This window comes from Nocardioides immobilis (assembly GCF_003515065.1).
GTDB lineage: Bacteria > Actinomycetota > Actinomycetes > Propionibacteriales > Nocardioidaceae > Nocardioides > Nocardioides immobilis.
In genome coordinates this window covers 178,542-204,233 of record NZ_QXGH01000014.1, presented here as the reverse complement: position 1 = coordinate 204,233, position 25,692 = coordinate 178,542, and the positions used below count along the sequence as shown (strand labels likewise).

Sequence of the window (25,692 nt, the reverse complement as noted above, 5' to 3'; positions counted from 1 at the left end):
CCACGGTCGGACCTTCGGTCAATTGGGTAGTCTCTACATCATGTAGTAACTTCACAATATGACGCCGACCGCGGTCGACCAGGTGCTCGAGCTGGTCTCGCTGCTCCAGCGCGACATGGCGCTGTCCTTCGAGCGCGACGGCCTGACCGAGGCCCGCGCCCACCTGCTGTGGGTGCTGCGTGACGGACCCGTCACCCAGCGGCACCTGGCCGATGCCCTCGGCGTCACCCCGCGCAACATCACCGGGCTGGTCGATGGCCTGGTCGACAGCGGCCACGTCGTACGGCGCCGGCACCCGACCGACCGGCGCGCCACCCATGTCGACCTCACCCCCGAGGGGCGCCGGGTCACCGACGCGATGGTCGAGGGGTACGCCGACATGCACGACGTGTTGTTCGGAGGCCTGTCGGCGCGCCAGCTCGCGGCGTTCCGGCGCACCTTGGACTCGGTGCTCGGCCGGCTCCGCGTCCGGCTCGAGGAGGAGTGGGGATGAGGCTCGTCGTACGGCTGATCAAGCTCGAGCTGGCGCTCTACGTCGCCCTCGGCCGGTGGATCGTGCGCCGGCCCCAGGTGCCGGCCGCCACCACGCCGTGGGGCTACAGCCGGGACGTCACGCCGGTCATGGGCCTGTGGATCTTCGCGTCGGCGCTCGAGGTGCCGCTGGTCCACGTCCTCGTGCCGTGGGACTCGGTGCGGCTGGTCCTGCTCGGCGTCTCCGTGTGGGGGCTGCTCTGGATGCTCGGGATGCTGGCGAGCATCAGGGTCTACCCGCACCTGGCCGACGAGGACGGCGTGCGGATCCGCTACGGCAAGTTCGCCGATCTGCGGGTGCCGTGGGACCGGGTCGCTGCGGTGACCAGGGTCGACCGCGACCTGCCGTCCTCGATCCGGACCCACCAGCCGCTCGAGACCGACGCCGGTACCGACCTCCAGATCGGCGTCAGCGCCCGCGCCAACGTGCACCTCGCGCTGGTCGGGCCGACCGAGGTGACCACGCCGAAGGGACCGATGACGGTCGTCGCGGTCACCTTCCTCGTGGATGACCCGGTTGCGTTCGTGGCCGCTGCCAGAGTGGCTAGTCGTCTGGCCTGAATTCGCCATGGTGGGGCGCCCGCGGCGGTGCCACGATCGGCGCGTGGGGGTGTTCGACGTCGCGGCCGATGCCTATGTGCGTTTCATGGGCCGCTTCTCCGCGCCGCTCTCCGGGCCGTTCGCCGAGGTCGGGTTGGCCGGTGTCGATCGGTCGGCGCGGGTGCTCGATGTCGGCTGCGGGCCGGGCATGTTGACCTGCGAGCTGGTACGGCGCCAGGGGGCGTCCCGGGTCAGCGCCATCGACCCGGTCGAGTCGTTCGTGCGGGCGACCGCGGCGTCGTACCCCGGCGTCGACGTACGCGGCGGCACCGCCGAGGACCTGCCCTATGCCGACGACACCTTCGGCGCCACGCTCGCCCAGCTCGTCGTGCACTTCATGCGCGACCCGGCCGCGGGGGTGCGCGAGATGGCGCGGGTGACGGTGCCCGGCGGCCGGGTGTCGGCATGCGTGTGGGACCACGCCGGCGGCCGAGGTGCGCTGTCGGGCTTCTGGCGGGTGGTGCAGCGCTGCGACCCCGAGGCCGAGGGCGAGGCGACGCTGGCGGGATCGACCGCGGGCGACCTGACCCGGCTGTTCGTCGACGCCGGGCTGCGCGAGGTCGACGAGACGCTGCTGGAGGTACGGCGCGAGTTCGCCACCTTCGAGGAGTGGTGGCAGCCGTTCACGCTGGGGGTCGGTCCCGCGGGCGCCTACGTCCGTGGACTCAACCAGATCGAGCGGGTCGGGCTGGAGGGCGCGCTCCGCGAGGAGCACGGCGACGGGCCGGTGACGATCCAGGCGGGTGCGTGGACCGCCACCGGCGTCGTGTAGCGCTCACAGGAGCGCGGCTGTCACGCAGCGGTGCTGACCTTCTTCGGAGGCCGGCCCCGCCGCGGTACGACGGACTGCGGCTTGCCGCTCTCGAGCAGCACGCCGCCCCAGACGCCGTACTCGTCCCGCCGCACACCGAGGTCGAGGCAGAGCTCCCGTACCGGGCAGTCGGCGCAGAACGCCTGGGCCGCGGCGAGGGTCGCCTCGTCGGTCGGGTGGAACAGGTCGGGGTCCGGGTGGTCCGCGCATGCCCACACGAGCTTCGGGTCGTGCGGGGTCGGTGCGGTGAAGGCGATGGTCACGCCCTTCGTGTCGAACCGGTCCTCGTGGGCCAGGATCTTCCGTGCAGTCATCGCCTTTCACCTCCTTGTGTCGTGGCGATGGGTGGGTTGAGCAGTGCAGGGGTCGAAAAATGCAGAAGGGCCGCTTCTGCGCGGTTCGCGCTGAAGCGGCCCGGTGTCCGGGTGCGAGGTGCACCTACACGGGCGGCTCCAGCACAGGGGGCAGCTTCTGGTCTTCGGTCCGTCGCGAGGACGTCCCCAACCAGAGGCCGCCGAGCTCCGGGCACTCGTGGGCAGCACCCAGCGCGCGGACCGCACTGCGGTTCGCGTCGATGAGGGTGCGATAGCTGCCCACGTCATGTCTCCTTCGGTGATGCCGTCCTGGCGGCGCGCCGGGTCTGTCCCCGACCAGTCAACGGTAGATGCCCGGTGCCGCTCCGGCCTAACGCATTAACGACGTCGCGTCAGATCTCGCGCCGGGCGCCGGGCGCGCCCGGGCCGGGCACCGAGCCCGGGGGAGGAGGGCCGAGCTGGCCGGTCCGGATCCAGTCGATGGCGAAGTCGTGCGGGTTCAGCGGGTCGACCATCACCCCGAGCTTCGAGCCCGGCTGCATCCGAGCCAGGTGCATCGCGGCAACGACGTGGTCGCACGTCACGACGTACGGCTCGGTGCCGTCCGCCCGCTCGACCCGCGCCTGGAGGCGGACGACGGGCGTGGTGTTGGCGTAAGTCCCCATCTGCCACGACGCGTCGATGATCGCGACCGCCGGCAGTCCCTCGCCGTTGGTCAGCTGGAGGTGGCGTGACATCCGCAGGCCGAGGTCGGCGTTGTCGGCTGCCGCCTTCATCTGGTTCGGGATGTCGGCGAGCTGTCCCAGGTACGACGACGGGCGCCCCTGCTGCTCCAGGTGCCGCTGGTTGGCGCGGTACATCCGCTGCCAGTCGCCGAAGAGTCCCATGTCCGGGCCCCTGGCTCAGTAGCCGAGGAACTTGCGGAACTGCTGCCCGACCGCCTGCGACTGACCCATCCGAGCGACCCAGCCGTCGAGCGCCGCCTTGGCATCCGCAGCGGACACGCCCTTCTCGCCCGCGAGCGTGATCAGGCCCGCCTCGTCCTTGATGCCCCGGGTCTGCGCCTCACGCGCCCAGTCGGCGTAGTCCTGCAGCGAGACGCCGTTGATCGGCTCCCAGATCGGGTCGTTCTCCGCGACCGAGCGGGTCGACGGGCCGCCGAGGATCGCCGGATCGATGGGACCGGCACCCTGCACGTGCACCATGCCGGGCTGCTGTCCCTGCTGCCCCTGCTGTCCCTGTGCAGCCGCTTGTGCCGCGGCCGCCTGCTGGGCGAGCGCGTCCTTGGCCTTGCTGAAGAATCCCATGGTGATGTCCCCTTCCGGCCGCACCGCGACCTTGATCAGCCCCCACTCGCGAAGGTAGAGCCCGGGAGTCGAGGCTGAAAGGGACCTACGTCTCAACGTCGTCTCAACCGGAGAAGACCATCCCGATGGGCCATGCCATCTCGGCGCTGGGTGGCCTATTTTTCGCAGCATGGCGAACGAGCCCGATCCCCCCAACGAGCCCGATCCCCCCAACGAGTGGCGCGTGTACGAAGGGGACGACACGCCTGACCCGGAGCCGGCGCCCACGCCCGACCCCCCGAACGTCCCGTACGGCAATGCCCCCCAGGTGCCCTACGGCCAGACGCCGACCTACAACCCGGTGGTCGTCACCAAGTCGTCGGCGGGCGTGCCGAAGCTGGCGCTCGTCATCATCGGGGTCGCCGTGCTCGGCGGCGTTGCTGCCGCTGCGGCGGGGATCTTCGCGGCGGTCGGCGGTCCCGGCGGTATCGGCGGCATCGACGCCAAGGACCCCGACGACTTCGCCGAGATGGTCGAGAAGCTCGAGGACGAGAAGGACACGACCGTGGTCACCTGGGTCGGCCTCTACACCGACTACATCATCGTGGACGTGCCCTACACCGACGACCCGAGTGACGACCGCGAGATCAGCTACACCTGGCGCGGCGGCGACCTGGAGGAGTGGACCAAGGGTACGTCGACCGACGCGCGGTTCGACCTCAAGGAGATCGACCCCAGCGTCATCGACGGCATGTGCGACCCGGTCCTCGCCGAGGCCGACGGGGCCGAGAAGGACGACTGCTACGTGTTCATCTCGAAGCCGGCGGAGGGGAGCGATGTCTGGTTCCGTACGTCGGCGTCCGACGAGTTCGGCAAGTCCTGGTGGGTGAACTACGACAAGGACGGCAACGAGGTCGACCGGGGCCACTCCTGACCCGGCTGCGCCTGGTCGGCGGCAAGGTCAGGCGCTGAGGATGTCGATCTCGTCGAGCGGCACCGGCAGCAGCCGGTCGTTGTTGGCCGCGTGCACGACCTCGCACGGCACGCCGGCGAGCTGGGCGGCGGCGTAGAGCGCGGCCGCCCAGAGCCGGTCGGACCTGTCCAGGCCGCCCCGGCCCGGACGGGTGCGCAGGAACGCGACCCGGCCGCCCGGCACCTGCTCGGTCGTCCACTCCTCGAGGAGGTCGAGCAGCTCGGGAGCGGTCGGGTCGGGCGCCACCATGTCGTCCGGCGCGGGCACCTCGATCAGCGTCTTGTGCGGTCGGCCGTCGGGATGGAGGAAGACCATCCAGAGGCTGGTGCGGGTGAACCCGAGGGGCTCCATCAGGGTCTGCCAGACCTGCTCGAGGTCGGCCTGGCTGGTGATCCGATCGTCTGTCATGGCCGACACCCTGCGCGGGTCGGGCTCGGTGCGGCAGGGGGTCGGTCAGCTGTCCACAAGGAGGCCCGCGGCGCGCGCCACCTCGCCGTACGCCGTCGCCAGGCTCGGGATCGTCTCGTGCGCGTTGAGGCCGCTCGGGTTCGGCACCACCCACAGCTCGGCCCCGCCCAGCTGGTCGGGCTGGCGGCCCATGACGGCCTTCGGTCGTCCGAAAGCGGTCCGGTAGGCGGTGATCCCGGCGACCGCCACCACTCGCGGGCGGAGCCGTTCGACCAGCGCAGTGAGTGCGGCGCCGCCCTCCTTCAGCTCGGCCGTGTCGAGCTCGGACGCCTTCGCAGTCGCGCGGTGCACGAGGTTGGTGATCCCGATGCCGCGGTCGCGGAGCCGGTCCCGCTCGTCCTCGGTCAACCCCGCTGCCGGGTCGATCCGCTCGGTGACCACACCGGCCTGCAGCAGCGCGGGGTAGAAGCGGTTGCCCGGGTGCGCGAAGTGGGTCTGCGTCGCCGCCGTCCAGAGCCCGGGGTTGATGCCGACGAACAGCAGCCGCAGCTCCTGCCCCGGCCGGGTCGGCAGCAGGTCGGGGACCACGGCGTCGCGGAAGGACTCGAGCTCCGCTCGCGAGAAGGTACGGCGCACGCGGCCCAGTCTGCCGGTTGAGGACGGGTGAGGAACCGGCACCTGCGCGCTACCGTCCCACTCATCATGAGGCGCTTGGTCGGATCCCTGTTCGTCCTCACCGCACTCACCGCGCTGACGGCGTGCGGCGAGGAGCCCGACGACCGCGCGGACGACCCGGCGACCCAGGGCCGGACGACCCAGGGCCAGACGGACTCGGCCGACCCGCAGGTCGTCGACATCGTCTCCGGCTCCGCTGTCGACGGCGACGTGGCGGCGACGGCGACGGTGATCCAGGACGACCAGGACCTCGAGCGCTACCTGAGGCAGTTCGACTCCTCGCCGTTCGTCGGGGACCTCACCGACGCGATCGACGCGCACCCGCTGGCCGACGACCGGGTGCTGGGCCTCGCCGTCATCGAGATCTCGTGCGACGAGCCGCCCTCGGCCACCGTCACGACCGACGGCGAGGCGTTCGTCGTCACGCCCGGCAAGGTCGTCAACCCGCACCAGGAGTGCTTCGCACCCGTGACCAGCGTCGCGGTGCTCGACCTGCCGCGCTAGGGGCTGTAGGTGACCTCGAGCCCGTTGGGCACCGCGCGCTGCGCGCCGTCCGAGGGCGAGTTGAGGACCCGGAGCCGGCCGCGACGGACCGCCGCGAGGGTGGTGGACCCGCCGCCGTCGAGGTTGAGCGCGTCCTCGGCGCCGAGCCGCTTCAGCATCTTGGCGGTCTCCCACATCGTGTAGCCGCGGCTGAAGTCCTGGCGCCCGTCGACCACGAGGAAGATCAGCTGCTTGGTGTCGCGATCGACGCCGACCGCCGTACGCGGGTGCATCTCGCCGTCGTCGGAGACCAGCAGCTGCCGCTTCTTGAGCAGCAGGGAGTTGCCGGTGAGGGCCATCGCGATCGGACCGTCGAGGCGGTGCCGGACCCGGAGCGACGTACCGACCCTGAGCGCCTGCAGCTTGTCCTCGGCCTTGTCGCCGCGCGCGATGAGGAACGTGCCCTTGATGCCGACGTCGTCGGGCAGGCGATCGACGTTGCGGACCACCTTGCCGTCGACGATCTGCACCAGCCGCACCTGCCGACGCTGCCTGTCGGTCCAGCCGTAGCCCGCCGCACGGCCGAACCGCCAGTCGTAGATGCCGGTGCCGCCGATCTTGACCCGCGGCGAGTTGTAGTTGGTGACCACGATCTCGGGATGCCGCGCCACCCAGGCGACCATCGGCAGCTCGCCGACGTGCCACTTGCCGTTGGTGTTGACCGACAGCGCGTTGTTCCACCCGTCGTCGATGGCGTGCCAGAGCCTGCCGCCGTGCTCGTGGCCGACGCCGAGCGGCGCCCCGGTGTCACTGATGTCGAAGAAGTCGCCGTTGATGCCGGCGACGACGTCGGGCGTGCCGGAGATCATCTCGGTGACCGTCTGCGTACGACGGACCCGCTTGCCGTGCGCGTAGTCGATCGTCAGGCCCGGCGTCGTCCAGTTGACCCGGGTCACGAAGTAGTGCACCGGTCCGCGCTGGGTCCGCGCGTCCCACGCGGTCACGCTCACGCCGGGCGACGGCTGGTAGCTGTACCGCTTGGTCCGGCCGAGGACCACCCGCTGGCCGGGCACCAGGTCGGGTGCGATCTCTCCCGGGACCTGGTCGGAGGTCTGCCAGGTGTGGGGGTCGTCGGGGTCCGGGGCGGGCGCGACCTCGGGAGCGGCTGCCTGCTCGGCGGCGGGCGGCTCGGGCGGGTCGGACGGGTCCGAGTCGACGAAGACCAGCGCGCCAGCGGTCGCCAGGAGTGCGAGCACGAGCAGTTCCGGCAGCCGAGGACGCATGGGTCCCAGGTTAAGAAATCTGACGGTCCTGTCCGGGATGATGGGTCGCGTGTCGACGGGTCCCTGCAACTCCTTCACCGAGGGCGACAACCTCGCGGTGCTCGCCGGCCTGCCTGCGGCGTCGTACGACCTGATCTACATCGACCCGCCCTACAACACCGGCAGCGCCTTCGCCTATCGCGACCGCTTCGCCGGGCACCAGGCGTGGACCGCGATGATGCGACCGCGGCTGGAGGCCGGACGGCGGGTGCTGGCCGACACCGGCGCGGTCTTCGTCAGCATCGACGACCACGAGGCCGCGCACCTGCGGCTGCTGATGGACGAGATCTACGGCGAGCAGGCCTTCCTCGCGCAGATCGTCGTCAACCTCAACCCCAAGGGACGGCAGCTGGGGAGCGGCTTCGCGACCTCGCACGAGTACCTGCTGGCCTACGCCAAGGACCCGCGGAAGTGCGTGCTCGACGCGTCGAGCGCCGACCTGGTGGTCGAGGCCGACTTCCCGCTCGTGGCCGAGGACGGCCGTCGCTACCGGCGGCTGCCGCTGCGCAACACCAACAAGAAGTTCAACCCGCTGACCGCGCCGACCCTGCACTTCGCGATCTGGGGCGACCCCGACACCGGCGAGGTGCGGACGACGCCGTTCCCGGGCGCGGTCGAGATCAAGCCGGTCTTCGGCGACGGTTCGCCCGCGGTCTGGCGCTGGTCCCGGCCGCGGATCGACGAGCGCCCTGACGACCTCGTCTGCCGACGCGTCCGGGGAGTGGCCGGCGATCGGATCGACGTCTTCCAGCGCGACTGGCGGCATCCGACCGGCGGCGCGCGCCGCAAGAAGCTACGCACGATCTGGCTCGCCGAGGAGATCGGCTCCACCGACACCGCCGTCGCGGAGCTCAAGGACGTCCTCGGCCACGTCTTCGAGTCGCCGAAGCCGACCGGGCTGGTGCGGCGAATCCTCGACACGATGCCGGACGACGTCCGGGTGCTCGACTACTTCGCCGGCAGCGGGACGACCGGGCACGCGGTCGCGCTGGCCAACGCAGCGGACGGCGGGCGCCGTACCTGCCTCTCGATCAACCTCGCCGAGCCGGTGCGTGCGGGCTCCAACGCGGACCTGGCCGGCTACCGCACCGTCGCCGACATCACCCGCGCCCGGCTGCAGGCCGTCGCTGCGCGAGTCGAGGGAGCGACGTACGCCGAGCTTGTCGAGGCGCCCCGACAAGCGCGGCGGGCGGACAGCTAGATCCCCGCCGCCTTCTCCAGCGCGCCGATCTCGTCGTCGAGGAAGGTCAGCAGCCGCTGCAGGTGCGGCACGGTCCGCCGGCAGCCGGTGAGACCGAAGCCCATGTTGCCGTCGTACGACGTGCAGGTGATGTTGAGCGCCATGCCGTTGATCGGGATCGACAGCGGGTAGTTGCCGACCAGCTTGGCGCCGTTCCAGTAGTGGGTGGAGCGGGGGCCGGGGACGTTGCTGATGATCAGGTTGTACGGCGACCGGATGATGCCCTGCATCTTCAGTGCCGGACCGAGCAGTGCCGGCGCCTGGCCGATCGCGCTCATCGCGAGGATCTGGACCGGGGTGAGCGACTTGAGCGCGTCCTTGCCGTCCTTCATCGACTTCTGGACCGCCTTGAGCCGGTCGGCGGGGTCGGCCTGGTCGGTGCCGAGCCGGGCCATCACAGCGCCGACCGCGTTGCCGCCCTCGGCCGACGGCAGGTGGGACTCCTTCGCCTTGAGCCCGATCGGGACCATCGCCACCAGCGGCGCGTCGGGGAGCGCGTCGTGCTCGATGAGGTAGGTGCGGATCGCGCCGCCGCACATCGCGAGCACCACGTCGTTGATCGTCGACCCGGTCGCCTTGCCGATCGCCCGGAGCCGCTCGATCGGCCAGTCCTGCGCCGCGAACCGCCGCGCACTGGTGATGTTGCGGTTGAACATCGTGCGCGGGGTGTGCAGCGACATCGTCGACGTCTCGTTGCGCATGCCCTTGGAGAGCGTCTTGATCAGCGCGCCCGGCATGCCGGCAGCCTCCGCGGTGACGCCGAGCGCCGTCCGGAGCGCGTCGGCGGGGAGCCCGGCCAGACCGCGCGCGGCCTCGGCCATCGGAGTCTCCGGCTCGGGCTTCGGGCGGGAGGGGGCCGGCCGCTTCGCCCACGGCGCGGCCATGTCGCGATCGTCGGGATTGGTCGACAGGGTGCTCTGCATCAGCCGCATCGCCGAGATGCCGTCGACGAGACCGTGGTGGATCTTGGTGTACATCGCGACCCGGCCGTCGGCGAGGCCCTCGATCAGGTGGGCCTCCCACAGCGGGCGCTCCCAGTCGAGCCGGGTGCTGTGCAGGCGCGAGCACAGCTCCAGGAGCTCGCGGATCCGGCCGGGGCTCGGCAGGGCGTTGTGGCGGACGTGGTGCTCGATGTCGAACTGCTCGTCCTCCCGCCAGAAGAGCTGGCCCGCGGTCTTGACGGAGCGGTAGGGGTGCTTGAGGAAGAGGGGCCTCACCTCGTCGCCGCTCGAGATCGCGAGGTCGAAGAGCTCGCGGACGAAGTCCGGCCCCGCGTCCTCCGGCTTCTCGAAGAGCTGGAGCCCGCCGACGTGCATCGGCTGGTTCTTGCTCTCAGCGAGGAGGAAGGCCGCCGAGGGCGGGTCGATCGGCCGAGGCTTGGGCAGTGAGACCACGTGAGCACCTTTCGTCGTGGGCCGCTGATCCTTCCGCCTGGTGACCGTCGCCACAAGGGGGTGGGTTCGTGCCGGCCTCCGAGTGGAAGGATGCCGCCCGTGAGCAGCGAGCAACCGCCCGGGGTACCCACGCCGGACGACGATCCCACGCGGCCTCCACCGCGCCCGGTGGCACCGCCCGGACAGGTCTCCACCCCGGACCAGCTGCAGACCGTCCAGCCGGGGGAGTGGCCGGCCCAACCGCCGCGCGCCCGGGCCCCCCAACCGGTGGCGCCCGATCCGGTCGTGCCCGAGCCGGTGGCCCCTGAGCCGGTCGAGGCAGCGCCGCCGCCTCCGCCGCCACCCCCGCCCGCGTCGCCGTACTTCCCGATTCCTCCGGTACGACGGAGCCTGGCCTGGCTCTGGGTGACCCTCGCCGCGGTGGCCGTCCTCGTCGTCGGCTCCGCCGCGACGCTGGCCGTCGTCCAGCCGTGGGACGACGACCCGAGCAGCGATCGCGACACCACGGCAGAGCCGCGCGACTCCGCGCCGTCGGACCAGGGCGAGCAGTCCACCGAGCCGGAGCCCGTCCCGTCCGAGCCGGAGGTCAGCGCGACGCCGACGCCTCCGGGCGCGTCGGGACCGGTGACCGCGGACCTCAACGGCGACGGGTACGGCGACGCTGCCGCCGTCATCGGGTCGGGCGACATCATCGACCGGGTGGTGCTGTCGAGCACGGGGACCTCGTTCAAGGTCGGCCGTGAGCCGGCGGCGGCCTTCGACGACCGGACGTGGGCGGACTTCGACGGCGACGGGGCGCTGGACGAGATCTCCTGGAGCTACCAGCTGGGGGGCGGTCTCACGATCACGTCCGAGGACATGGACTTCCGCGAGCTCAACCTCCGGCTCCGGCTCGACGAGCGCCAGCCGTTCGTCACCCTGAAGCCCGGCGACTTCGACGGCGACGGCGCCGTCGACCTGGTCGCCTACGGCGTGGAGCACCCGGGCACCGTGTCGGTCTGGGTGATCCGCAACGACGACGGCCGGTTCTCCGCACCGGAGGAGTGGATGCGGGTCCCGAGCACGACCTACGCGCTGACCACAGTGCTCCCGGCCGACTTCACCGGTGACGGTCTCACCGACCTCGCGGTCCGGGTGCCGATGGACGGCACGCGGCAGCGGAGGGACCCGGTCAGGTTCGGCTTCTCGTTCCTGTTGTCGACGGGCAGCGCGTTCATCCCCGGACCGCTCGAGCGCCCCACCGCCTTCGCCGACGACGCCGAGGCGGTGGTCGGCGACTTCACGGGCGACGGGACGCCGCGGGTGCTGCTGATCGGTGCCGGCCGTCGTGGGATCGAGGTCACGGGGCTGCGCCATGACGGGGAGCGCCTGGTGCTCGATCGGCGGATTGCGGCGCGGGGCGACGGCGACGGCGAGATCGTCGACGCCGTCGTGTCCGACGTCGACGGCGATCGGGACGACGACGTCGTCTACACCACGTACGCCGGCCGCGGTCGGGAGTACGGCGGGTTCCGGGTGCTGAGCCTCGGGCGTCCGTCCGTCGACCCGCGTGACGTGTGGGCGCCGACGCCGCGGTGCCGGGCGCGCGCGTGCTCGTTCTACTTCCAGAACAGCTACTGAGACCACTGCATCTGCTGCTTGTCGGACCGCGGGGCGTGGGACGATCTCGCCATGACGAACGGTGACGGGGGCTCGGCAGCGCCACCAGGTTGGTATCCGGACGGACCGGGCTGGGAGCGCCGTTGGGACGGGTTCGCGTGGACCGCGGACCGGCGGCAGGTGCCGCCGGCGTCGCCCCAGTGGCCCAACCCCTCGGCACCGCCCGCCCAGGCGCCGCCCGCCCAGGCGCCGCCTGCCGGGGGAGGACAGCGTTCGCCGTGGGCACCGCAGTCCTCCGGCGCGCCGGCCGGGAGCTCGGCACCGCCGACCCAGTTCCGGCCGGTCTCTCCGAACGCGGGCCCGGGCCAGGTGGCACCCAGCGGCCCGCCGCCCGGCGCCGGGGCGCCGCAGGGGCCGCCACCAGGGTCGCCGTACGGCAGCGCGGGCGGTCCGTCGTACCCGACGCCGCCCCGGCAGAAGAAGAGCCTGCTGTGGCTGTGGGTGGCACTGGCCGTCGTGCTGATCGTGGTCATCGCGTCGGTCGTGACGCTCCTCGTGGTGCAGCCGTGGTCCGACGACGACAAGGACAGCGCCTCGAAGGGCGGCGGAGAGGAGACCACCGAGCCGACCGAGACGACGACCACCACCGAGGGCGGCGCGGTCCGCGGCGACATCAACGGCGACGGGCTCGGCGACGTGGTCGGCCGCTTCTACGACGAGACCGAGAACCGGCTGACGCTCACCAACGCCGACGGGTCCTTCGAGATGGCCCAGGAGCCGGTGCAGCAGGAGGAGACGCTCGTCGTCGCCGACTTCGACGGCGATGGCGGCAGCGACATCGCGTCCTGGTTCAACGCCAACGGCACGTTGCAGTTCGACGTCGAGGACAGCGAGCTCGGGCAGACGCAGGACTTCGACCTGTGGTTCAAGGTGCAGGGCATCAAGGCCGTCTTCGGCGACTTCGACGGCGACGGCCTGACCGACATCGCCGCCTACGGCCAGCGGCACCGCAGCCAGGTGGCTGTCTGGGTGATGCGCAACTCCGGCGAGGGATTCGAGGAGCCGGCGATGTGGGCGGCGCTCCCGAACGCGTCGTACGGCTCCACCCAGCTGATCGTCGGTGACTACAACGGAGACGGCGCCGACGACGCGCTCGCGGTCGTCCCGGACGAGCCGCTGGTCCGCGGCGACTTCGACGACTACTACTGGTACGGCGACTTCGGCGTGGTGCCGTTGATCGCCGACGGTCCGTCGTTCGACATCGGCGGCATCGGGCCGGTCGAGGAGGCGCTGTACGACGAGGAGTACACCGTCGGCGACTTCGACGGCGACGGCACGGACACCCTCGTCACCGACAACTACTACGAGGACACCTTCGTCCTCTACGAGTACGACGGCACCACGATGCGGCCGACGGGCGACACCGTGCAGTACGGCGTCGCCGGCGACGGCGTGCTGGACGCGGTCACCGCCGTCGACCTCAACGGCGACCAGCTCGACGACCTGGTGTTCACTAGCGTGGATATCGACGACTACAGCTTCTTCGGAGTCTGGTCGGCAGTGGCCGACGCCGAGGGCGGGATCGACACGCCCACCAAGTGGGCCGACCTGCCCGACTGCTCGGGCGACTACTGCCAGGTCGACTACTACCCGACTCAGTAGCGGCCCGGACCAGCAACCGTCCACCGGCAACGCGCCGGTGTCCCTTCGTCCACAGCGAAGGCGCCGGCGCGACGTCGTGGTCGGGTCGCGCTCCTAACGTCCCGTCGCGACGCCGGAACTCGCCGGCGCCTGACCCTCGGGAGCTCCCATGTCCGACCTCGTCCTGCGGCGCATCGCCGCCCTCCTGCTCGCCCTCCTCGCCGTCGGAGGTCTCGCCGCCTCCGCAGCGGCCGACCCTGCGGCCACGCTGACCGAGCCCTACGTGCCACCCGCGGACACGATCGTCCACGTCGAGGGCGACGCGGCCAACGGCTTCAGCATCGAGCACTACGACGGCTCCTGGGAGTTCCCGCCCACCGACTCGGAGACGACCGCCGAGTGCAACGAGTACGACCGGTTGGTGCGCCGTATCCGGTGCCGGGTCAGCACCCGCACGTGGTACCGCGCGCTCGCCGGCTTCCGGGAGACCACCGACTACTACCGCTCGCTGCTGTAACGGGCACCCGTTGGTCGAGGAGGTCGCGCAGCGACCGTCAGGAGACCGTCGCCGCTGGATGGCACCATCGACGCATGACCGGACCGGCGGGCTGGGTGCTGCACGTCGACCTCGACCAGTTCATCGCCGCGGTCGAGGTCCTCCGCAGGCCCGAGCTCGCCGGGCTCCCGGTGGTCGTCGGTGGCCGCGGCGACCCGACCGAGCGGGGCGTGGTGTCGACGGCGTCTTACGAGGCCCGCCGCTATGGCGTCGGCTCCGGGATGCCACTGCGCCTCGCCGTCCGCAAGCTGCGCAACGCCAGCCCGGAGGCGGTCTTCCTGCCGGTCGACGCAGGGGCGTACGACGCCGCCAGCGCCGAGGTGATGGCGGTGCTCCGCGGCCTGGAGTGGGGCGGGGTGCCCGTCCTGGTCGAGGTGCTCGGGTGGGACGAGGCGTTCGTCGGACCCGGGCCCGACCACGGCGACCTCGGCGACCCGGTGGTGTTCGCCGAGCGCATCCGGACGACGCTGCTGGACCGGACGCGACTGGCCAGTGCCGTCGGCATCGGCGACAACAAGCTCCAGGCGAAGCTCGCTACGGGCTTCGCCAAGCAGCGGGTCGAGGGTGCCGTGGCGCGTGAGGCCGGCGCCGGGATCGGCGAGGAGTCGGGCCCGGGTGGCCAGCAGCGCGGTCGCGGCACCTACGTCATCAGTGACGACAGCTGGTACGACGAGATGGGCGCCCGCCCGACCAGCGCGCTCTGGGGCATCGGCAAGAAGACCGCAGACAAGCTGGCGCTGCTCGGGATCGTCACCGTCGAGGACCTCGCGCGTGCGGACCCCGAGCTGCTCGCCGCGCAGCTCGGCCCGACGACGGGGCCCTGGCTGCGCCGGCTGGGACGCGGAGTCGCGTCGAGCGAGGTCGACGCGACGCCGTACGTCGCCCGCGGGCACGGCCGCGAGGAGACGTTCCAGGAGGACCTGGCCGACTGGGCCGACGTCGAGAGCGAGGTCGACCGGATCGCCCGTCGGGTGGTGGCCGACATCCAGGCCGAGGGCCGCCCTGCGGTCCGGGTGGAGCTGAAGCTGCGCTACCGGCCGTTCTTCACCCTCACTCGCAGCCACAAGCTCGCCGAGCCCACCACCGATCCGGACCTGCTGGCGGCCGAGGCGGTCGCCCTGCTCGACCGCGTCGAGAAGGACCGCCCGGTACGGCTGCTCGGTGTCCGGCTCGAGATGACGCCTCCGGAGGGCGACGCCGGTCCCGCTCCGTCCTCAGGCGCCGAGGGGCAGCAGCCCAAGAACGGACCGATCAAGGTCGACTGAGTCTGCGAGGCACCTCACCGAGCACATTGGTCACACCTGTACCGATCGGTCCGTTCGCCGGTCGCTGGTGACCAGGCCAACCCCGGTCTCACCCGAAGTCGTGGGGCACCACGGTCTGGCCGGCGTGGTTGCGGCCCCAGCAGGCGAGCACCCCGGTGGCACGTACGCCGCAGGTGTGGTTGGCGCCGGCCGCGATCGCGCCCGTGACCGCTTCGGCACTGGCCGTGGCGTACGTCTGGTTGGCGTCGGCGGTGGCCCAGGTGGCCTGGGCAGACGGCTGCCTCCGACGGGTCCGAGAGCGAGCGGGACGCTCAGGCCAAGGCTGACGATGGACGCAAGGACCCGGCGATCGATCATGGTGGCAACCCCTCTGGATCAGGTCTCAGGCGATCTGAGCATGCCGTCGCGGATCATCGATCCCGAGCCGAGGAGCCGCGGCACGGGAAGACAAGCATCGGCGGGCCGTGCTCGGCGCTCGAACGCCGCAAGGTCGTCCCCGAGGACGAGGCGGCGGCGGTCAGCGCAGATCGTTGCGCAGCTCCTGGACCACGGAGTCCACGACCGCGACCAGGTCCCCGTCGGTGCGCTCGGCGACCGCGCGCTGACGCTGGTACGACGCCCCGCGCGTCGGAATGTCGAGCACGGAGGCGAGCTCCGCGGAGCAGCCGAGCCGCTCCGCGACGGGCTCGAGCTGGACGACCAGCTCGGCGAGGTCCTCGGTGACCAGCCGCTCGTTGGAGGCGGCGTCGAGGATGATGATCGCGTCGACGCCGTACCGGGCGGCCCGCCACTTGTTCTCCTGCACGTGCCACGGCGGCATCGTCGGGAGCGTCTCGCCGGCGGCGCAGCGCTCGTCGAGCCACACGACCAGGCAGTGCATCAGCGCCACCAGGGCGGCCATCTCGGAGAACGTGGAGACGCCGTCGCAGACCCGGTTCTCGAGGGTGCCGTGACCGACCGCCGGGCGGACGTCCCACCGGATCTCGCTGAGCTCCTCGATCACGCCGGTGACCAGCTGGTCGTGGACGAACGCTTCGTACTCTTCCCACCGCTCGAACTGGAACGGCAGGCCGGCGGTCGGCAGCTGCTGGAACATCAGCGCCCGGTTCGACGCGTAGCCGGTGTCGACGCCGGCCCAGATGGGGGAGGAGGCGGACAGCGCCTGGAGGTGGGGGTACCAGTTGAGCAGCGCCGACAGCACCGGCATCAGCCGCTCCTTCTCGGGCATCCCGACGTGCACGTGCACGCCCCAGATCAGCATCTGCCGGCCCCACCACTGGGTGCGGTTGATGAGCTCCTCGTAGCGGTGGCCCTCGGTCAGCTGCTGCCCGGTCCAGGACGCGAACGGGTGGGTGCCGGCGCCGTACAGGTCGAGGTCGAGCTCGTCGCAGGCCGGTACGACGTACTCCAGTGCGCGACGCAGGTCGGCCATCGCCTCGGGGACGGTGTGGCAGATGCCGGTCACGACCTCGACGGTGTTGCGCAGCAGCTCCTTGTGGAGCCGTCCGGGATCGGGCATCCGCGCCTTCGCCCGGGCGAACAGGTGCGCCGCGTCGTTGCGCAGGTCGCGGGTACGGCGGTCGACGAGGGCGAACTCCCACTCCACGCCGAGGGTCGGCTCCGGGGAACCATGGAAGTCGATCCGCACAGGCCCAGCGTTCCACACATCGCCAGGTGCGTGGCTCGGCGTGGAGCGAGTCGTCTGGGACGATCGGCGGGTGGAGGCGCCGCTGGACAGGTTGTGGGAGCGCAGCCGGCTGTCGGTGCGGGGCCGGGTGCAGCGGTGGCGCGGCAAGCTCTTCGCGATCGTCCAGTGCGCGATCGCGGCCGGTGTAGCCTGGTGGGTCGCTGCCGACCTGCTCGAGCACGACACCCCCTTCTTCGCACCGATTGCGGCGGTGGTGTCGCTCGGGACGTCGTACGGGCAGCGCCACCGGCGCATCGTCGAGGTCGCACTCGGGGTGGCGATCGGGGTCTTCGTCGCCGACGTGCTCGTGATCTGGATCGGCTCCGGGGCGTGGCAGCTCGCGCTCATCGTCGGGCTCGCGATGTCGACCGCCCTGCTCCTCGACGCGGGCACCCTCTTCGTCACCCAGGCCGCGGTGCAGTCCATCGTCGTCGCGACGCTCGTGCCCGAACCCGACGCGGCGCTCACCCGGTGGACCGACGCCCTCATCGGCGGGGCGGTCGCGCTCGTCGCGGCGACCGCGGTGCCGGCGGCCCCGCTCCGCAGGCCCCGCGAGCAGGCCGCGAAGGTCGCGCACAAGATCGCCGAGCTGCTCCGGGCCGCGAGCCACGTGATGCTCGACGGGGAGCCCGACCCGGCGCTCGACCTGTTGGCCGACGCCCGCGCCACCGACCGGATGGTCCGCGAGCTCCAGGCAGCCGCGGACGAGGGGATGTCGGTCGTCCGGTCCTCGCCGTTCCGCCGTCGTCACCGCGCCGGAGTGCGGCGGATGGTGGAGCTCGTCGATCCGCTCGACCGCGCCCTGCGCAGCACCCGCGTCCTCGTGCGGCAGACGGCGGTGGCGACGTACCGGCACCGGCCGGTGCCGTCGTCGTACGCCGACCTGACGGCCGACCTCGCACTGGCCGTCGAGGCGGTCGCCGACGAGCTCGCCGCCGAACGGCTACCGGAAGCCGCTCGCCCCCAGGTGCTCGCCGTCGGTCAGGCCACCAGCCTGGTCGAGCGGAGCGAGTCGCTCGCCGGCGATGCGATCCTCGCCCAGCTGCGCTCGATCGTGGTCGACCTGCTGCTCGTCACCGGGATGGGGCAGCTCGAGTCGACGGACGCGCTGCCACCGCCGCGACGCTGAGCCGGCCGCCACTACCCAGCACCCGGTTTGGTATTCGGGTTGAACTCTTCGGTGCACAGTTGTTCTCTGGAACCTATGACAAGCACGATTCCCTGGGAACGCGTGCGTCGGTCGGCGTCCAAGCTGACGACGCCGCTCCACCCGGACGACTACCTCCGACTGGTGAACCCGCTCTGGAGCGCGCGAGAGCTGCGCGGACGGGTCGAGACCGTGATCCCGGAGACCGAGGACGCCGCGACGCTGGTGATCAAACCCGGCTGGGGCTGGCGCTACAACCACAAGCCCGGCCAGTACGTCGGCATCGGCATCCAGGTCAACGGCAAATTCCAGTGGCGCTCGTACTCCGTCAGCTCGCCGCCCGAGAGGCGGCGCGGCACGATCACGATCACCGTGCGCGCCATGCCGGAGGGGAAGCTCTCCAGCCACCTGGTCAAGGGCCTCGAGCCGGGCACCATCGTCCGGCTCGCACTCCCGGAAGGCGACTTCGTCCTCCCCGACCCCCCACCCCGGCGGATCCTCTTCCTTGTCGGCGGTAGCGGGGTCACGCCGGTGATGGCGATGCTCCGCACGCTCGACCGGCGCTCCCAAGAAAACGGCAGAGCGATGCCCGACGTCGTCATGCACTACTCCTCGCCGACCGAGGACCGGATGATCTTCCGCGAGGAGCTCGACCGGCTCGAGCAGAAGCACGACGGGCTGACCATCCACCGGCTCCACACCGACGTGGACGGCATGCTCGACCTCGCCGAGCTCGACCACGTCTGCCCGGACTGGCGGGAGCGCGAGACCTACGCCTGCGGCCCGGGCCCGATGCTCGACGCCATCACCGAGCACTACGAGGAGAACGACCTCGAGGAGCACCTGCACCTCGAGCGGTTCTCGCTCGAGCTCGGTGGCGAGGGCGGCGAGGGGGGCACCATCACCTTCCAGAACTCGGGCAAGACCATCGAGGCCGACGGCGCCACCACCGTGCTCGAAGCCGGCGAAGAGGCCGGCGTCGGCATGCCCTACGGCTGCCGGATGGGCATCTGCCACACCTGCACGCTGACGCTGCTCTCGGGCAAGGTGCGCGACCTGCGCAACGGCGACGAGTACGACAGCCCCAACGAACCCGTCCAGACCTGCTGCACCGCCGCCGTAGGCGACTGCACGCTCGACATCTGATTGGAGAGACACCACATGGCCATCTCAGACGTGAAGGAGTACGCCCACCTCACCGAGGAGGAGGTGGACCAGCTCGGCCGTGAGCTCGACGCCATCCGCGCAGAGATCGAGGAGTCGCGCGGCGAGTCCGACGCGGCGTACATCAACCGGATGATCAGGGTCCAGCGTGCCCTCGCCGCTGCCGGTCGGGTCACGCTGCTGGTGGGCACCCAGTTCAAGGAGACCCGCAAGCCGGCGTGGGTCCTGGGCGCCGGTCTCCTGGGGCTGCACAAGATCCTCGAGAACATGGAGATCGGCCACAACGTCATGCACGGGCAGTGGGACTGGATGAACGATCCGGAGATCCACTCGTCCAACTGGGAGTGGGACACCGCACAGCCCGCTGAGCAGTGGAAGCACTCGCACAACTACATCCACCACCAGTTCACCAACGTGCTCGGCTACGACAACGACATCGGCTACGGCATCCTCCGGATGGCGCGTGAGCAGAAGTGGTCGCCGTACAACCTCGGGCAGCCGATCTACAACAGCCTGCTCGCGACCCTGTTCGAGTGGGGCGTCGCCCTCCACGACCTCGACATCGAGCGGATCCGCAAGGGCGAGAAGGACCCGAAGGAGATGAAGCGGCAGCTCAAGCAGATCTTCCGCAAGGGTCGCAACCAGGTCCTCAAGGACTACGTCGTCTACCCGCCGCTCGCCGGCAAGCAGTGGAAGTCCGTGCTGACGGCCAATGTCGCCGCCAACATCACGCGCAACCTGTGGTCCTACATGATCATCTTCTGCGGCCACTTCCCCGACGGCGCGGTGCACTTCACCGAGGAGGAGATCGAGGACGAGACTCGCGCGGAGTGGTACCTGCGGCAGATCCTCGGCTCCGCCAACTTCGAGGGCGGCCGGATGCTGCACGTCCTGTCGGGCAGCCTCGGGTTCCAGATCGAGCACCACATCTTCCCGGACCTGCCGAGCAACCGGTATCCCGAGATCTCGGAGAAGGTCCAGGCGCTTGCTGCCAAGTACGACATCCCCTACACGACCGGTCCGCTCTACCGGCAGTACGGCCAGGCGCTGCGCACCATCCTGAAGCTCTCGCTGCCGAACTCGTGGACCAGCAGCGACCAGCCCGAGCCGCCGACCCCGCCGCACGACCGCAAGCGCCGCGGCGACGACGAGCGTCCCTCGCGCCGGACCGAGCTCGGAGGGTGGTCCCGCTCGCACTCGGAGGCACGGGGTTGATGGCGATGCAGACGCCGAACGGCATGGACGGCCCGTTCGCCTGGGACCCCTCGCCCGAAGGTGGGCTGGGGGAGCTGGTCGGCCGTCGGGTCACCCAGTGCGCGCTGAGCCGGATCTGTGGCGTCTGTGCGGAGTCGCTCGGCCGGCCGGTGGTCTTCGTCGGCACGCCTGACGAGGTCGGCCGCAACGCCTTCCACGCCCCGCCGCTGCACCGTGCCTGCGCCGACGCCCTGCTCCGCGACCCCGGCGCCGATCCCGGGTGGGAGGTCGTCGCGACCGCGGGCTTCGAGTTCGTCCGCCCGTCCCGCGAGGACGTGGACCGGCGCCCGACCTTCCAGCCGAACTCGGTGCTCAGCAGCCCGTCGTAGCGCGCGTCGTACCTGAACTTTCGGCCCCTATTTCGCCGATTTCAGGGCCGGAACTTCAGGTACGACGCATGAGCCGCACCAGCCAGGCGTCGGCCGTGCCGTCGTACGGCGCTGCCCCCGCTCGTACGGCGGCCAGCACCTGGGCGGCGGAGCGCTCGGCCATCGCGACCACCTCCGGGGGATAGCCGAAGGTGGTCTGGTGCTCGAGGAACTCGTCCTCGTCATCGAGGTACACGGTGCCGTCCTGCCTCTTCACCACGTCGAGGTCGAGGTCCACGGCGCGCAGGGTCGTGCCGTCCCACACCGGCGGGGTGGTCATGTCGACGTACGTCCAGGCTTTCGCATGCTCGTCGTTGAACGCCGCCAGGTGGGCCTCCCCACCCGCCGGCACCAGCACCACCCCGGCGAACGGCGCGACGAACTCCATCCCGGGCCGGCGGTAGAAGGTGCCGACCGGGCAGCCGAGCCAGTCACCGTGCTGGTCGCTGCCGAGGTAGACGGCGTCGTACTCCCAGTGCGGCCGGTCGCCCCACTTGGTCATCACGACCCGGATCGGCTGGTCGGGAGTCACGCAACGGTGTCTACCAGAGGCGTGCCAGCATGGCGCGCATGGTCGATGCCCGGGAGCTGACGCAGCGCCTCGACCTCTGCCTGCGGGTCGGCGAGATGTTGCTCGCGTCGGGTGCAGGCGCTGCCGACGTCACGGCCACGATGCGAGCGGTCGCGCACGCGCTCGGCGTACGGCGGACCGAGGTCGATGTGACGTTCACGCAGCTGGCGATGAGCGCGCAGGCCGAGCCGGACGAGCCGGCGATCGTGCAGATCCGGTCGGTGACCCAGCGGGAGATCGACTACGACGACCTGACCAAGGTCGACCACCTGGTCCGCGACGTCGTGGCGGAGCGGACGGGCCTGCGCGAGGCGCGTGCGGAGATCGCCCGGATCGCGTCCTCCGGCCACGCCCGGCCGCGGTGGGCCGCGACCGTCGGCTGGGGCGTGATGTGTGCGGGGATCGCCCTGCAACTGGGCGGCAGCCCCGCTGTGCTCGCGGTCGCCTTCGTCGCGGCGGTGGCGATCGACCGGCTCCAGCACGCGTTGACGAAGCGCCGGGTGCCGGTGTTCTACCAGCAGATCGCGGGCGGCGCGGTCGCGACCGTGCTGGCGGCGGCCGCCACTCGTGCCACCGAGCCGCTCGTCACCATGGACGCCTCCCTGGTGGTCACCGCGAACATCATCATGCTGCTCGCCGGCATCGGGTTCATGGGAGCGATCCAGGACGCGATGTCGGGCTTCTACGTCACCGGAAGTGCGCGGCTGCTCGAGGCGGTGCTCGCGACCGCCGGGATCATCGCCGGCGTCAGCGGCGGGCTCAGCTTCGCCACCGCGGTCGGACTCGGCCTGCCTCCGTTGGAGCCCGCGCGCACGGACCTGGTCGGCGTCACGGTCGCGGCGCTCGGAGCCGCCGTCGCGGCGGCGGCGTTCTCGTTCTCGTCGTACGCGCCGCTGCGGACGCTCGCCCCGATCGGCCTGCTGGCGGGAGGCGCGCTCGCCATCACCGAAGCGGTCGCCGGCCAGGACTTCGGACGACCCTGGGCGGTCGGCATCGCGGCGTTCGCCGTCGGCCTGGTCAGCTACACCCTCGCCGGGCGGCTGCGGGTCCCGCCGTTGGTCGTCGTGGTGTCGGCCGTGGTGCCGTTGCTGCCCGGTCTGTCGATCTACCGCGGCCTCTCGCTCCTCGGGGCGAACGCCGACCCGGCGCCGGCCCAGGGCCTGCTGGCGATGGTGACCGCGGCCTCGGTGGCCACGGCGCTCGCGGCCGGCGTGATCCTGGGGGAGTACGTCGCCCAGCCCGTCAAGCGCGAGGCCCGCCGGGTCGAGACCCGGCTGGCCGGGCCGCGGCTGGTCGGCGTCACCCGGTACCGCCGGCGACGCCAGCGGGGCCGGGGACCGTCCGGGGACGAGTAGCCGTCAGAGGGGCTTCGCGGGCAGGATCCGCTTCGAGCCGAACGCGACGACGTCCTGGTAGCGCGAGCCGGCGAGCTTGCCGAACGTGTGCAGCGCGTGGGCGTCGAGGCCGACGAGCACCCGGGCCTGGTTCTTCTTGATGCCCTTGACGATGATCTCGGCAGCCCGCTCCGGGGTCATCCGGGCCAGCTTCTCGTCGAAGAGCTTGGCGGTCGCGGCCTTGTCCTCGTGCTCGGACACCCGGGCGTTGCGGGCGATCGCGGTCTTGATGCCACCGGGGTGGACGGCCGTGACGCCGACCTTGTGGCCGGAGATCAGCATCTCCTCGCGGATCGCCTCGGTCATGCCGCGGACGGCGTACTTCGAAGCGTTGTACATGCTCTGGCCCGGCATCGAGACCAGCCCGAAGAGGGAGGAGATGTTGACCAGGTGGCCGTCGCCGGACTCGATCAGGTGCGGCAGGAAGAACTTCGAGCCGTGCACGACGCCCCAGAAGTTGATCCCCATGATCCAGTCGATGTCCTTCATCTCGAGGTCGACGAAGTCGCCGGCCAGCGCCACGCCGGCGTTGTTGATCACGACGTTGACCTGCCCGAAGTGGGCGGCGATCGCGGCGGCGTACGTCTCGAACGCCGCACGGTCGGCGACGTCGAGGCGGTCGCTGCGGACCTCGGCGCCCGCCTTCTCGGCGAGGACGACGGTCTCGGCGAGGCCCTCCTCGTTGACGTCCGACAGTGCGAGCCGGGCGCCCTTGTCGGCGAGGTTCAGGGCGAGTGCGCGGCCGATCCCGGAGCCGGCTCCGGTGATGACGACGACCTTGTCCTGCAGCGACTTCATGCGAGTGCCTCCTCGGCAGTGGTGAGCGGGGCTCGGGTGTAAGTGTCGTACTGGTCGACGTCGAAGCGGGACAGATGTGCGCGGAACGTGAAGGTCTGGCCCGGCCACAGCGTCGTGTTGTTGCCGAACTTGTCGAGGTACCAGCTGGCGCAGCCGCCGGTGGTCCACACGGTCGGACCCATCCGCTCCTGGATGGCCGAGGTCCACTCCTCCTGCGCGGCCGCGGTGGGCTCGACCGCGCCGAGGCCCTCGCGCCGCATGGTGCGGGCCGCGTCGACGACGTAGCGCACCTGGGACTCGATCTGGAAGATCATCGACGAGTGCCCGAGCGCGGTGTTGGGCCCCACGAGCTGGAACAGGTTCGGGAAGCCGTGGATGGTCGTGCCCTTGTAGGCGGCCATGCCGTGCTCGTCCCACACCTCGGCCAGGGTCCGGCCGTCGCGGCCGGTGACGTGCTGGGCGATCGGCGGCTCGGTGACGTAGAACCCGGTGGCGACGACGAGTACGTCGACCGGCCGCTCGACGCCGTCGGCGGTGACGATCGCGTCGCCGGTGACCTTGGCGATCGAGTCGGTGACCAGGTCGACGTTGTCGGAGGCGAGCGCGGGATACCACGCGTTGGAGATCAGGATCCGCTTGCAGCCCGCGCGGTAGTCGGGCGTGACCTTGGCCCGCAGCTCCGGGTCCTGGATCGCCTTGGCGATGTTCTGCTTGCCCTGCCTCTCGGCGAGCTGGAGGAGCGCGGGGAAGCGGTTGAACGCCGGCACCCGGCCCTCGAGGGTCGCGTAGACCGCGGCGCGGGCCGCGCGCTGGAGGCCGGGCACGTGCTTGAACGCGGCCTTCTCGATGGCGGTGAAGCGGCGCTCGTTGCGGGGGATGATCCAGTTCGGGGTGCGCTGGTAGACGTCGATATGGCCGCCACTCGATTGCAGAGTCTTCTGCAGCTCGGGGACGAGCTGGACCGCCGAGGCGCCGGTGCCGATGACCGCGACCCGCTTGCCGGTCAGGTCCACGTCGTGGTTCCAGCGGGCGGAGTGGAAGACCTCGCCCTGGAAGGTGTCGATGCCGTCGATCTCGGGCAGTCGCGGCTCGGACAGGCCGCCGGAGCCGGAGATGACCGTGCGGGCGGCGTACTCACCATCGGTCGTCGTCACCCGCCAGCGCTGCGCGGTGTCGTCCCACGTCGCGTCGACGACGGCGGTGTTGAAGACGAAGCGGTCGAGCACGTCCGCGTCCTCGGCGACCCGCTTGGTGTACTCCCAGATCTCCTGCTGCGGGGAGTAGACCTTCGACCAGCTCGGGTTGAGCGCGAACGAGTAGGAGTAGAGCTGGCTCGGGACGTCGCACTCCGCGCCGGGATAGGTGTTGATGTGCCAGGTGCCGCCGACGTCGCTGTCCTTCTCGATGACGACGAAGTCGCTCTCGCCTGCCTGGTCGAGCTTGATGGCGGCAGCGAGGCCGGCGAACCCGGCACCGATGATCAGGTGGTCGACCAGCTGCGAGGTCGATGGAGCGCCGGCTTTCGGGGTGGTCTTCTTGGCCATGCCGACGAACGTACTGGCGCTATTGAATTTTCGTCAATAGAATGTCCACGTGACCGCCACCACCCGCACCCGACTCACGCCCGAGCAGCGCCGCGAGCAGCTGCTCGAGCTCGGCTTGCGGCTCTTCGCCGGCACCACGATCGACGAGATCTCCATCGACCGGCTCAGCGAGGAGGCCGGGATCTCGCGCGGGCTGATCTACCACTACTTCGGGAGCAAGCAGGGCTTCCGGGAGGCCGTCGTGCAACGCGCAGCCGACGACCTGATCGCGCAGACGGAGCCCCCGGAGGGCGACGACCCGATCGTGAAGCTGCTGGCGTCGCTGACGGCGTACGTCGACTACGTGATCGCCAACTACGAGGGCTACCGCTCGCTCGTCCGGGCCGCCGCGGGCGGCAACGAGACCGTGCGCGCCATCTACGAGAACGCCCGAGCGGCGATGATCGACCGGACCTTCGCGACCCCCGGCGTCGACGCGCTGCTGGCGGACACCCCGGCGACCCGCCTGGTCGTGCGCGGCTGGGTGGCGTTCGTCGAGGACACGGTGCTCGCCTGGTGCGACGCTCCGGACGGCGTGACCCGCGACGAGCTGGCGAAGATCGTCACCGACGCGCTGCCGGCGCTGGTCGCCACCCTCGACTGATCAACGGGTCCTCCTCGATCGGGA

General features: G+C 71.1%; 29 protein-coding genes. 16 read left to right on the top strand and 13 right to left on the bottom strand.

What is annotated here, in order from left to right; translation table 11 throughout:
• Positions 1-58: 58 nt before the first annotated feature.
• From D0Z08_RS11120 to D0Z08_RS11110, 3 genes are read left to right on the top strand one after another with little or no spacing between them, the layout of a single operon-like run.
• Positions 59-493, top strand: coding sequence for a MarR family winged helix-turn-helix transcriptional regulator (locus D0Z08_RS11120; RefSeq protein ID WP_118925299.1), 435 nt, complete (start codon positions 59-61; stop codon positions 491-493).
• Positions 490-1,092 carry a hypothetical protein gene (locus D0Z08_RS11115; RefSeq protein WP_118925298.1) on the top strand — a complete coding sequence of 201 codons (603 nt, stop codon included), beginning with the start codon at positions 490-492 and terminating at the stop codon, positions 1,090-1,092. The genes D0Z08_RS11120 and D0Z08_RS11115 overlap by 4 nt, the downstream gene beginning before the upstream one ends.
• Positions 1,093-1,135: 43 nt before the next feature.
• Entirely contained in the window at positions 1,136-1,903 is a 768-nt protein-coding gene (locus D0Z08_RS11110) for a class I SAM-dependent methyltransferase (RefSeq protein WP_182481270.1), read from the top strand.
• Positions 1,904-1,923: 20 nt separating this feature from the next.
• Here D0Z08_RS11110 and D0Z08_RS11105 read toward each other — a convergent pair whose 3' ends face one another.
• The 4 genes from D0Z08_RS11105 to D0Z08_RS11095 form a co-directional block, all read right to left on the bottom strand.
• A complete protein-coding gene (locus tag D0Z08_RS11105) occupies positions 1,924-2,256 on the bottom strand; it encodes a WhiB family transcriptional regulator (protein ID WP_118925296.1) in 333 nt (110 codons plus the stop codon).
• A 124-nt stretch (positions 2,257-2,380) separates the two neighbouring features.
• The gene (locus tag D0Z08_RS32075; protein ID WP_182481269.1) at positions 2,381-2,539 is read right to left on the bottom strand and encodes a hypothetical protein; all 159 of its coding nucleotides are present in this window, start codon (positions 2,537-2,539) and stop codon (positions 2,381-2,383) included.
• A gap of 109 nt (positions 2,540-2,648) precedes the next feature.
• The gene (locus D0Z08_RS11100; protein ID WP_118925295.1) at positions 2,649-3,143 is read right to left on the bottom strand and encodes a hypothetical protein; all 495 of its coding nucleotides are present in this window, start codon (positions 3,141-3,143) and stop codon (positions 2,649-2,651) included.
• A gap of 15 nt (positions 3,144-3,158) precedes the next feature.
• Positions 3,159-3,563, bottom strand: a complete 405-nt coding sequence (locus D0Z08_RS11095) for a hypothetical protein (protein ID WP_118925294.1) — start codon at positions 3,561-3,563, stop codon at positions 3,159-3,161.
• A 169-nt stretch (positions 3,564-3,732) separates the two neighbouring features.
• Between D0Z08_RS11095 and D0Z08_RS11090 the strand changes: the two genes are divergently transcribed.
• Positions 3,733-4,476 (top strand): hypothetical protein, encoded by a 744-nt coding sequence (locus tag D0Z08_RS11090; protein WP_147381401.1) that lies wholly within the window; start codon positions 3,733-3,735, stop codon positions 4,474-4,476.
• 27 nt (positions 4,477-4,503) lie between these two features.
• Here the strand turns inward: D0Z08_RS11090 and D0Z08_RS11085 are convergent, their stop codons facing one another.
• Together D0Z08_RS11085 and D0Z08_RS11080 are read right to left on the bottom strand one after the other, a co-directional pair.
• On the bottom strand, positions 4,504-4,923 hold the full coding sequence (locus D0Z08_RS11085; RefSeq protein WP_118925292.1) for a hypothetical protein: 420 nt from the start codon (positions 4,921-4,923) through the stop codon (positions 4,504-4,506).
• A 45-nt stretch (positions 4,924-4,968) separates the two neighbouring features.
• Positions 4,969-5,559, bottom strand: coding sequence for a mismatch-specific DNA-glycosylase (locus D0Z08_RS11080; protein ID WP_220454141.1), 591 nt, complete (start codon positions 5,557-5,559; stop codon positions 4,969-4,971).
• Between the two features lie 66 nt (positions 5,560-5,625).
• Here D0Z08_RS11080 and D0Z08_RS11075 point away from each other — a divergent pair, with 66 nt between their 5' ends.
• Entirely contained in the window at positions 5,626-6,102 is a 477-nt protein-coding gene (locus D0Z08_RS11075; RefSeq protein ID WP_118925291.1) for a hypothetical protein, read from the top strand.
• Here the strand turns inward: D0Z08_RS11075 and D0Z08_RS11070 are convergent.
• A complete protein-coding gene (locus tag D0Z08_RS11070; RefSeq protein ID WP_118925290.1) occupies positions 6,099-7,364 on the bottom strand; it encodes a phosphodiester glycosidase family protein in 1,266 nt (421 codons plus the stop codon). The genes D0Z08_RS11075 and D0Z08_RS11070 overlap by 4 nt on opposite strands.
• A 49-nt stretch (positions 7,365-7,413) precedes the next feature.
• Here D0Z08_RS11070 and D0Z08_RS11065 point away from each other — a divergent pair, with 49 nt between their 5' ends.
• Positions 7,414-8,604 carry a site-specific DNA-methyltransferase gene (locus tag D0Z08_RS11065; RefSeq protein ID WP_425454049.1) on the top strand — a complete coding sequence of 397 codons (1,191 nt, stop codon included), beginning with the start codon at positions 7,414-7,416 and terminating at the stop codon, positions 8,602-8,604.
• Here D0Z08_RS11065 and D0Z08_RS11060 read toward each other — a convergent pair.
• A complete protein-coding gene (locus tag D0Z08_RS11060; protein ID WP_245993872.1) occupies positions 8,601-10,037 on the bottom strand; it encodes a WS/DGAT/MGAT family O-acyltransferase in 1,437 nt (478 codons plus the stop codon). The genes D0Z08_RS11065 and D0Z08_RS11060 overlap by 4 nt on opposite strands.
• Before the next feature lie 99 nt (positions 10,038-10,136).
• Between D0Z08_RS11060 and D0Z08_RS11055 the strand changes: the two genes are divergently transcribed.
• The 4 genes from D0Z08_RS11055 (at position 10,137) to D0Z08_RS11035 (ending at position 15,098) form a co-directional block, all read left to right on the top strand.
• Positions 10,137-11,657 carry an FG-GAP repeat domain-containing protein gene (locus D0Z08_RS11055; RefSeq protein ID WP_147381400.1) on the top strand — a complete coding sequence of 507 codons (1,521 nt, stop codon included), beginning with the start codon at positions 10,137-10,139 and terminating at the stop codon, positions 11,655-11,657.
• A gap of 51 nt (positions 11,658-11,708) precedes the next feature.
• Positions 11,709-13,298, top strand: coding sequence for an FG-GAP repeat domain-containing protein (locus tag D0Z08_RS11045; protein WP_147381399.1), 1,590 nt, complete (start codon positions 11,709-11,711; stop codon positions 13,296-13,298).
• 148 nt (positions 13,299-13,446) lie between these two features.
• Entirely contained in the window at positions 13,447-13,794 is a 348-nt protein-coding gene (locus tag D0Z08_RS11040) for a hypothetical protein (RefSeq protein WP_118925286.1), read from the top strand.
• A 74-nt stretch (positions 13,795-13,868) separates the two neighbouring features.
• Positions 13,869-15,098 carry a DNA polymerase IV gene (locus D0Z08_RS11035; protein ID WP_118925285.1) on the top strand — a complete coding sequence of 410 codons (1,230 nt, stop codon included), beginning with the start codon at positions 13,869-13,871 and terminating at the stop codon, positions 15,096-15,098.
• Positions 15,099-15,186: 88 nt separating this feature from the next.
• On the opposite strand, the gene D0Z08_RS33715 is transcribed toward D0Z08_RS11035, so the two are convergent.
• Together D0Z08_RS33715 and D0Z08_RS11025 are read right to left on the bottom strand one after the other, a co-directional pair.
• Positions 15,187-15,294, bottom strand: a complete 108-nt coding sequence (locus D0Z08_RS33715; RefSeq protein WP_425454050.1) for a hypothetical protein — start codon at positions 15,292-15,294, stop codon at positions 15,187-15,189.
• A gap of 321 nt (positions 15,295-15,615) precedes the next feature.
• Entirely contained in the window at positions 15,616-16,746 is a 1,131-nt protein-coding gene (locus D0Z08_RS11025) for a glutamate--cysteine ligase (protein ID WP_118925284.1), read from the bottom strand.
• A gap of 40 nt (positions 16,747-16,786) precedes the next feature.
• On the opposite strand from D0Z08_RS11025, the gene D0Z08_RS11020 reads away from it, so the two are divergent.
• The 4 genes from D0Z08_RS11020 to D0Z08_RS11005 all read left to right on the top strand — a co-directional run bounded on the left by D0Z08_RS11020 (position 16,787) and on the right by D0Z08_RS11005 (position 20,679).
• On the top strand, positions 16,787-17,914 hold the full coding sequence (locus tag D0Z08_RS11020) for an FUSC family protein (RefSeq protein ID WP_245993870.1): 1,128 nt from the start codon (positions 16,787-16,789) through the stop codon (positions 17,912-17,914).
• Between the two features lie 75 nt (positions 17,915-17,989).
• Complete coding sequence (locus D0Z08_RS11015) at positions 17,990-19,078, top strand: ferredoxin reductase (protein ID WP_118925282.1); 1,089 nt, start codon at positions 17,990-17,992, stop codon at positions 19,076-19,078.
• A gap of 15 nt (positions 19,079-19,093) precedes the next feature.
• Positions 19,094-20,311, top strand: coding sequence for a fatty acid desaturase family protein (locus D0Z08_RS11010; protein WP_118925281.1), 1,218 nt, complete (start codon positions 19,094-19,096; stop codon positions 20,309-20,311).
• A 5-nt stretch (positions 20,312-20,316) separates the two neighbouring features.
• Positions 20,317-20,679, top strand: coding sequence for a hypothetical protein (locus tag D0Z08_RS11005; protein WP_182481268.1), 363 nt, complete (start codon positions 20,317-20,319; stop codon positions 20,677-20,679).
• Positions 20,680-20,734: 55 nt separating this feature from the next.
• On the opposite strand, the gene D0Z08_RS11000 is transcribed toward D0Z08_RS11005, so the two are convergent.
• Positions 20,735-21,250 carry a ribonuclease FAU-1 family protein gene (locus D0Z08_RS11000; protein ID WP_118925279.1) on the bottom strand — a complete coding sequence of 172 codons (516 nt, stop codon included), beginning with the start codon at positions 21,248-21,250 and terminating at the stop codon, positions 20,735-20,737.
• Positions 21,251-21,279: 29 nt separating this feature from the next.
• Here D0Z08_RS11000 and D0Z08_RS10995 point away from each other — a divergent pair, with 29 nt between their 5' ends.
• Entirely contained in the window at positions 21,280-22,644 is a 1,365-nt protein-coding gene (locus tag D0Z08_RS10995; protein ID WP_245993867.1) for a threonine/serine exporter family protein, read from the top strand.
• 3 nt (positions 22,645-22,647) lie between these two features.
• Here the strand turns inward: D0Z08_RS10995 and D0Z08_RS10990 are convergent, their stop codons facing one another.
• Together D0Z08_RS10990 and D0Z08_RS10985 are read right to left on the bottom strand one after the other, a co-directional pair.
• Positions 22,648-23,481 carry an SDR family NAD(P)-dependent oxidoreductase gene (locus D0Z08_RS10990; protein WP_118925278.1) on the bottom strand — a complete coding sequence of 278 codons (834 nt, stop codon included), beginning with the start codon at positions 23,479-23,481 and terminating at the stop codon, positions 22,648-22,650.
• Positions 23,478-25,025 (bottom strand): flavin-containing monooxygenase, encoded by a 1,548-nt coding sequence (locus tag D0Z08_RS10985; RefSeq protein ID WP_118925277.1) that lies wholly within the window; start codon positions 25,023-25,025, stop codon positions 23,478-23,480. Before D0Z08_RS10985 ends, D0Z08_RS10990 begins: the two co-directional genes overlap by 4 nt.
• A gap of 49 nt (positions 25,026-25,074) precedes the next feature.
• Here D0Z08_RS10985 and D0Z08_RS10980 point away from each other — a divergent pair, with 49 nt between their 5' ends.
• Positions 25,075-25,668, top strand: a complete 594-nt coding sequence (locus D0Z08_RS10980; RefSeq protein ID WP_118925276.1) for a TetR/AcrR family transcriptional regulator — start codon at positions 25,075-25,077, stop codon at positions 25,666-25,668.
• Positions 25,669-25,692: the final 24 nt, after the last annotated feature.

Excerpts from the sequence above, each read along its gene's own strand:
- D0Z08_RS11070 (WP_118925290.1), bottom strand. The coding sequence starts at position 7,364 with ATGCGTCCTCGGCTGCCGGAACTGCTCGTGCTCGCACTCCTGGCGACC.
- D0Z08_RS11035 (WP_118925285.1), top strand. The coding sequence starts at position 13,869 with ATGACCGGACCGGCGGGCTGGGTGCTGCACGTCGACCTCGACCAGTTC.
- D0Z08_RS10985 (WP_118925277.1), bottom strand. The coding sequence starts at position 25,025 with ATGGCCAAGAAGACCACCCCGAAAGCCGGCGCTCCATCGACCTCGCAG.
- D0Z08_RS11075 (WP_118925291.1), top strand. The coding sequence starts at position 5,626 with ATGAGGCGCTTGGTCGGATCCCTGTTCGTCCTCACCGCACTCACCGCG.
- D0Z08_RS11010 (WP_118925281.1), top strand. The coding sequence starts at position 19,094 with ATGGCCATCTCAGACGTGAAGGAGTACGCCCACCTCACCGAGGAGGAG.
- D0Z08_RS11015 (WP_118925282.1), top strand. The coding sequence starts at position 17,990 with ATGACAAGCACGATTCCCTGGGAACGCGTGCGTCGGTCGGCGTCCAAG.
- D0Z08_RS11115 (WP_118925298.1), top strand. The coding sequence starts at position 490 with ATGAGGCTCGTCGTACGGCTGATCAAGCTCGAGCTGGCGCTCTACGTC.
- D0Z08_RS11120 (WP_118925299.1), top strand. The coding sequence starts at position 59 with ATGACGCCGACCGCGGTCGACCAGGTGCTCGAGCTGGTCTCGCTGCTC.
- D0Z08_RS10995 (WP_245993867.1), top strand. The coding sequence starts at position 21,280 with ATGGCGCGCATGGTCGATGCCCGGGAGCTGACGCAGCGCCTCGACCTC.
- D0Z08_RS11090 (WP_147381401.1), top strand. The coding sequence starts at position 3,733 with ATGGCGAACGAGCCCGATCCCCCCAACGAGCCCGATCCCCCCAACGAG.
- D0Z08_RS10990 (WP_118925278.1), bottom strand. The coding sequence starts at position 23,481 with ATGAAGTCGCTGCAGGACAAGGTCGTCGTCATCACCGGAGCCGGCTCC.
- D0Z08_RS11095 (WP_118925294.1), bottom strand. The coding sequence starts at position 3,563 with ATGGGATTCTTCAGCAAGGCCAAGGACGCGCTCGCCCAGCAGGCGGCC.
- D0Z08_RS11100 (WP_118925295.1), bottom strand. The coding sequence starts at position 3,143 with ATGGGACTCTTCGGCGACTGGCAGCGGATGTACCGCGCCAACCAGCGG.
- D0Z08_RS11045 (WP_147381399.1), top strand. The coding sequence starts at position 11,709 with ATGACGAACGGTGACGGGGGCTCGGCAGCGCCACCAGGTTGGTATCCG.
- D0Z08_RS11105 (WP_118925296.1), bottom strand. The coding sequence starts at position 2,256 with ATGACTGCACGGAAGATCCTGGCCCACGAGGACCGGTTCGACACGAAG.
- D0Z08_RS11085 (WP_118925292.1), bottom strand. The coding sequence starts at position 4,923 with ATGACAGACGATCGGATCACCAGCCAGGCCGACCTCGAGCAGGTCTGG.
- D0Z08_RS11040 (WP_118925286.1), top strand. The coding sequence starts at position 13,447 with ATGTCCGACCTCGTCCTGCGGCGCATCGCCGCCCTCCTGCTCGCCCTC.
- D0Z08_RS11005 (WP_182481268.1), top strand. The coding sequence starts at position 20,317 with ATGCAGACGCCGAACGGCATGGACGGCCCGTTCGCCTGGGACCCCTCG.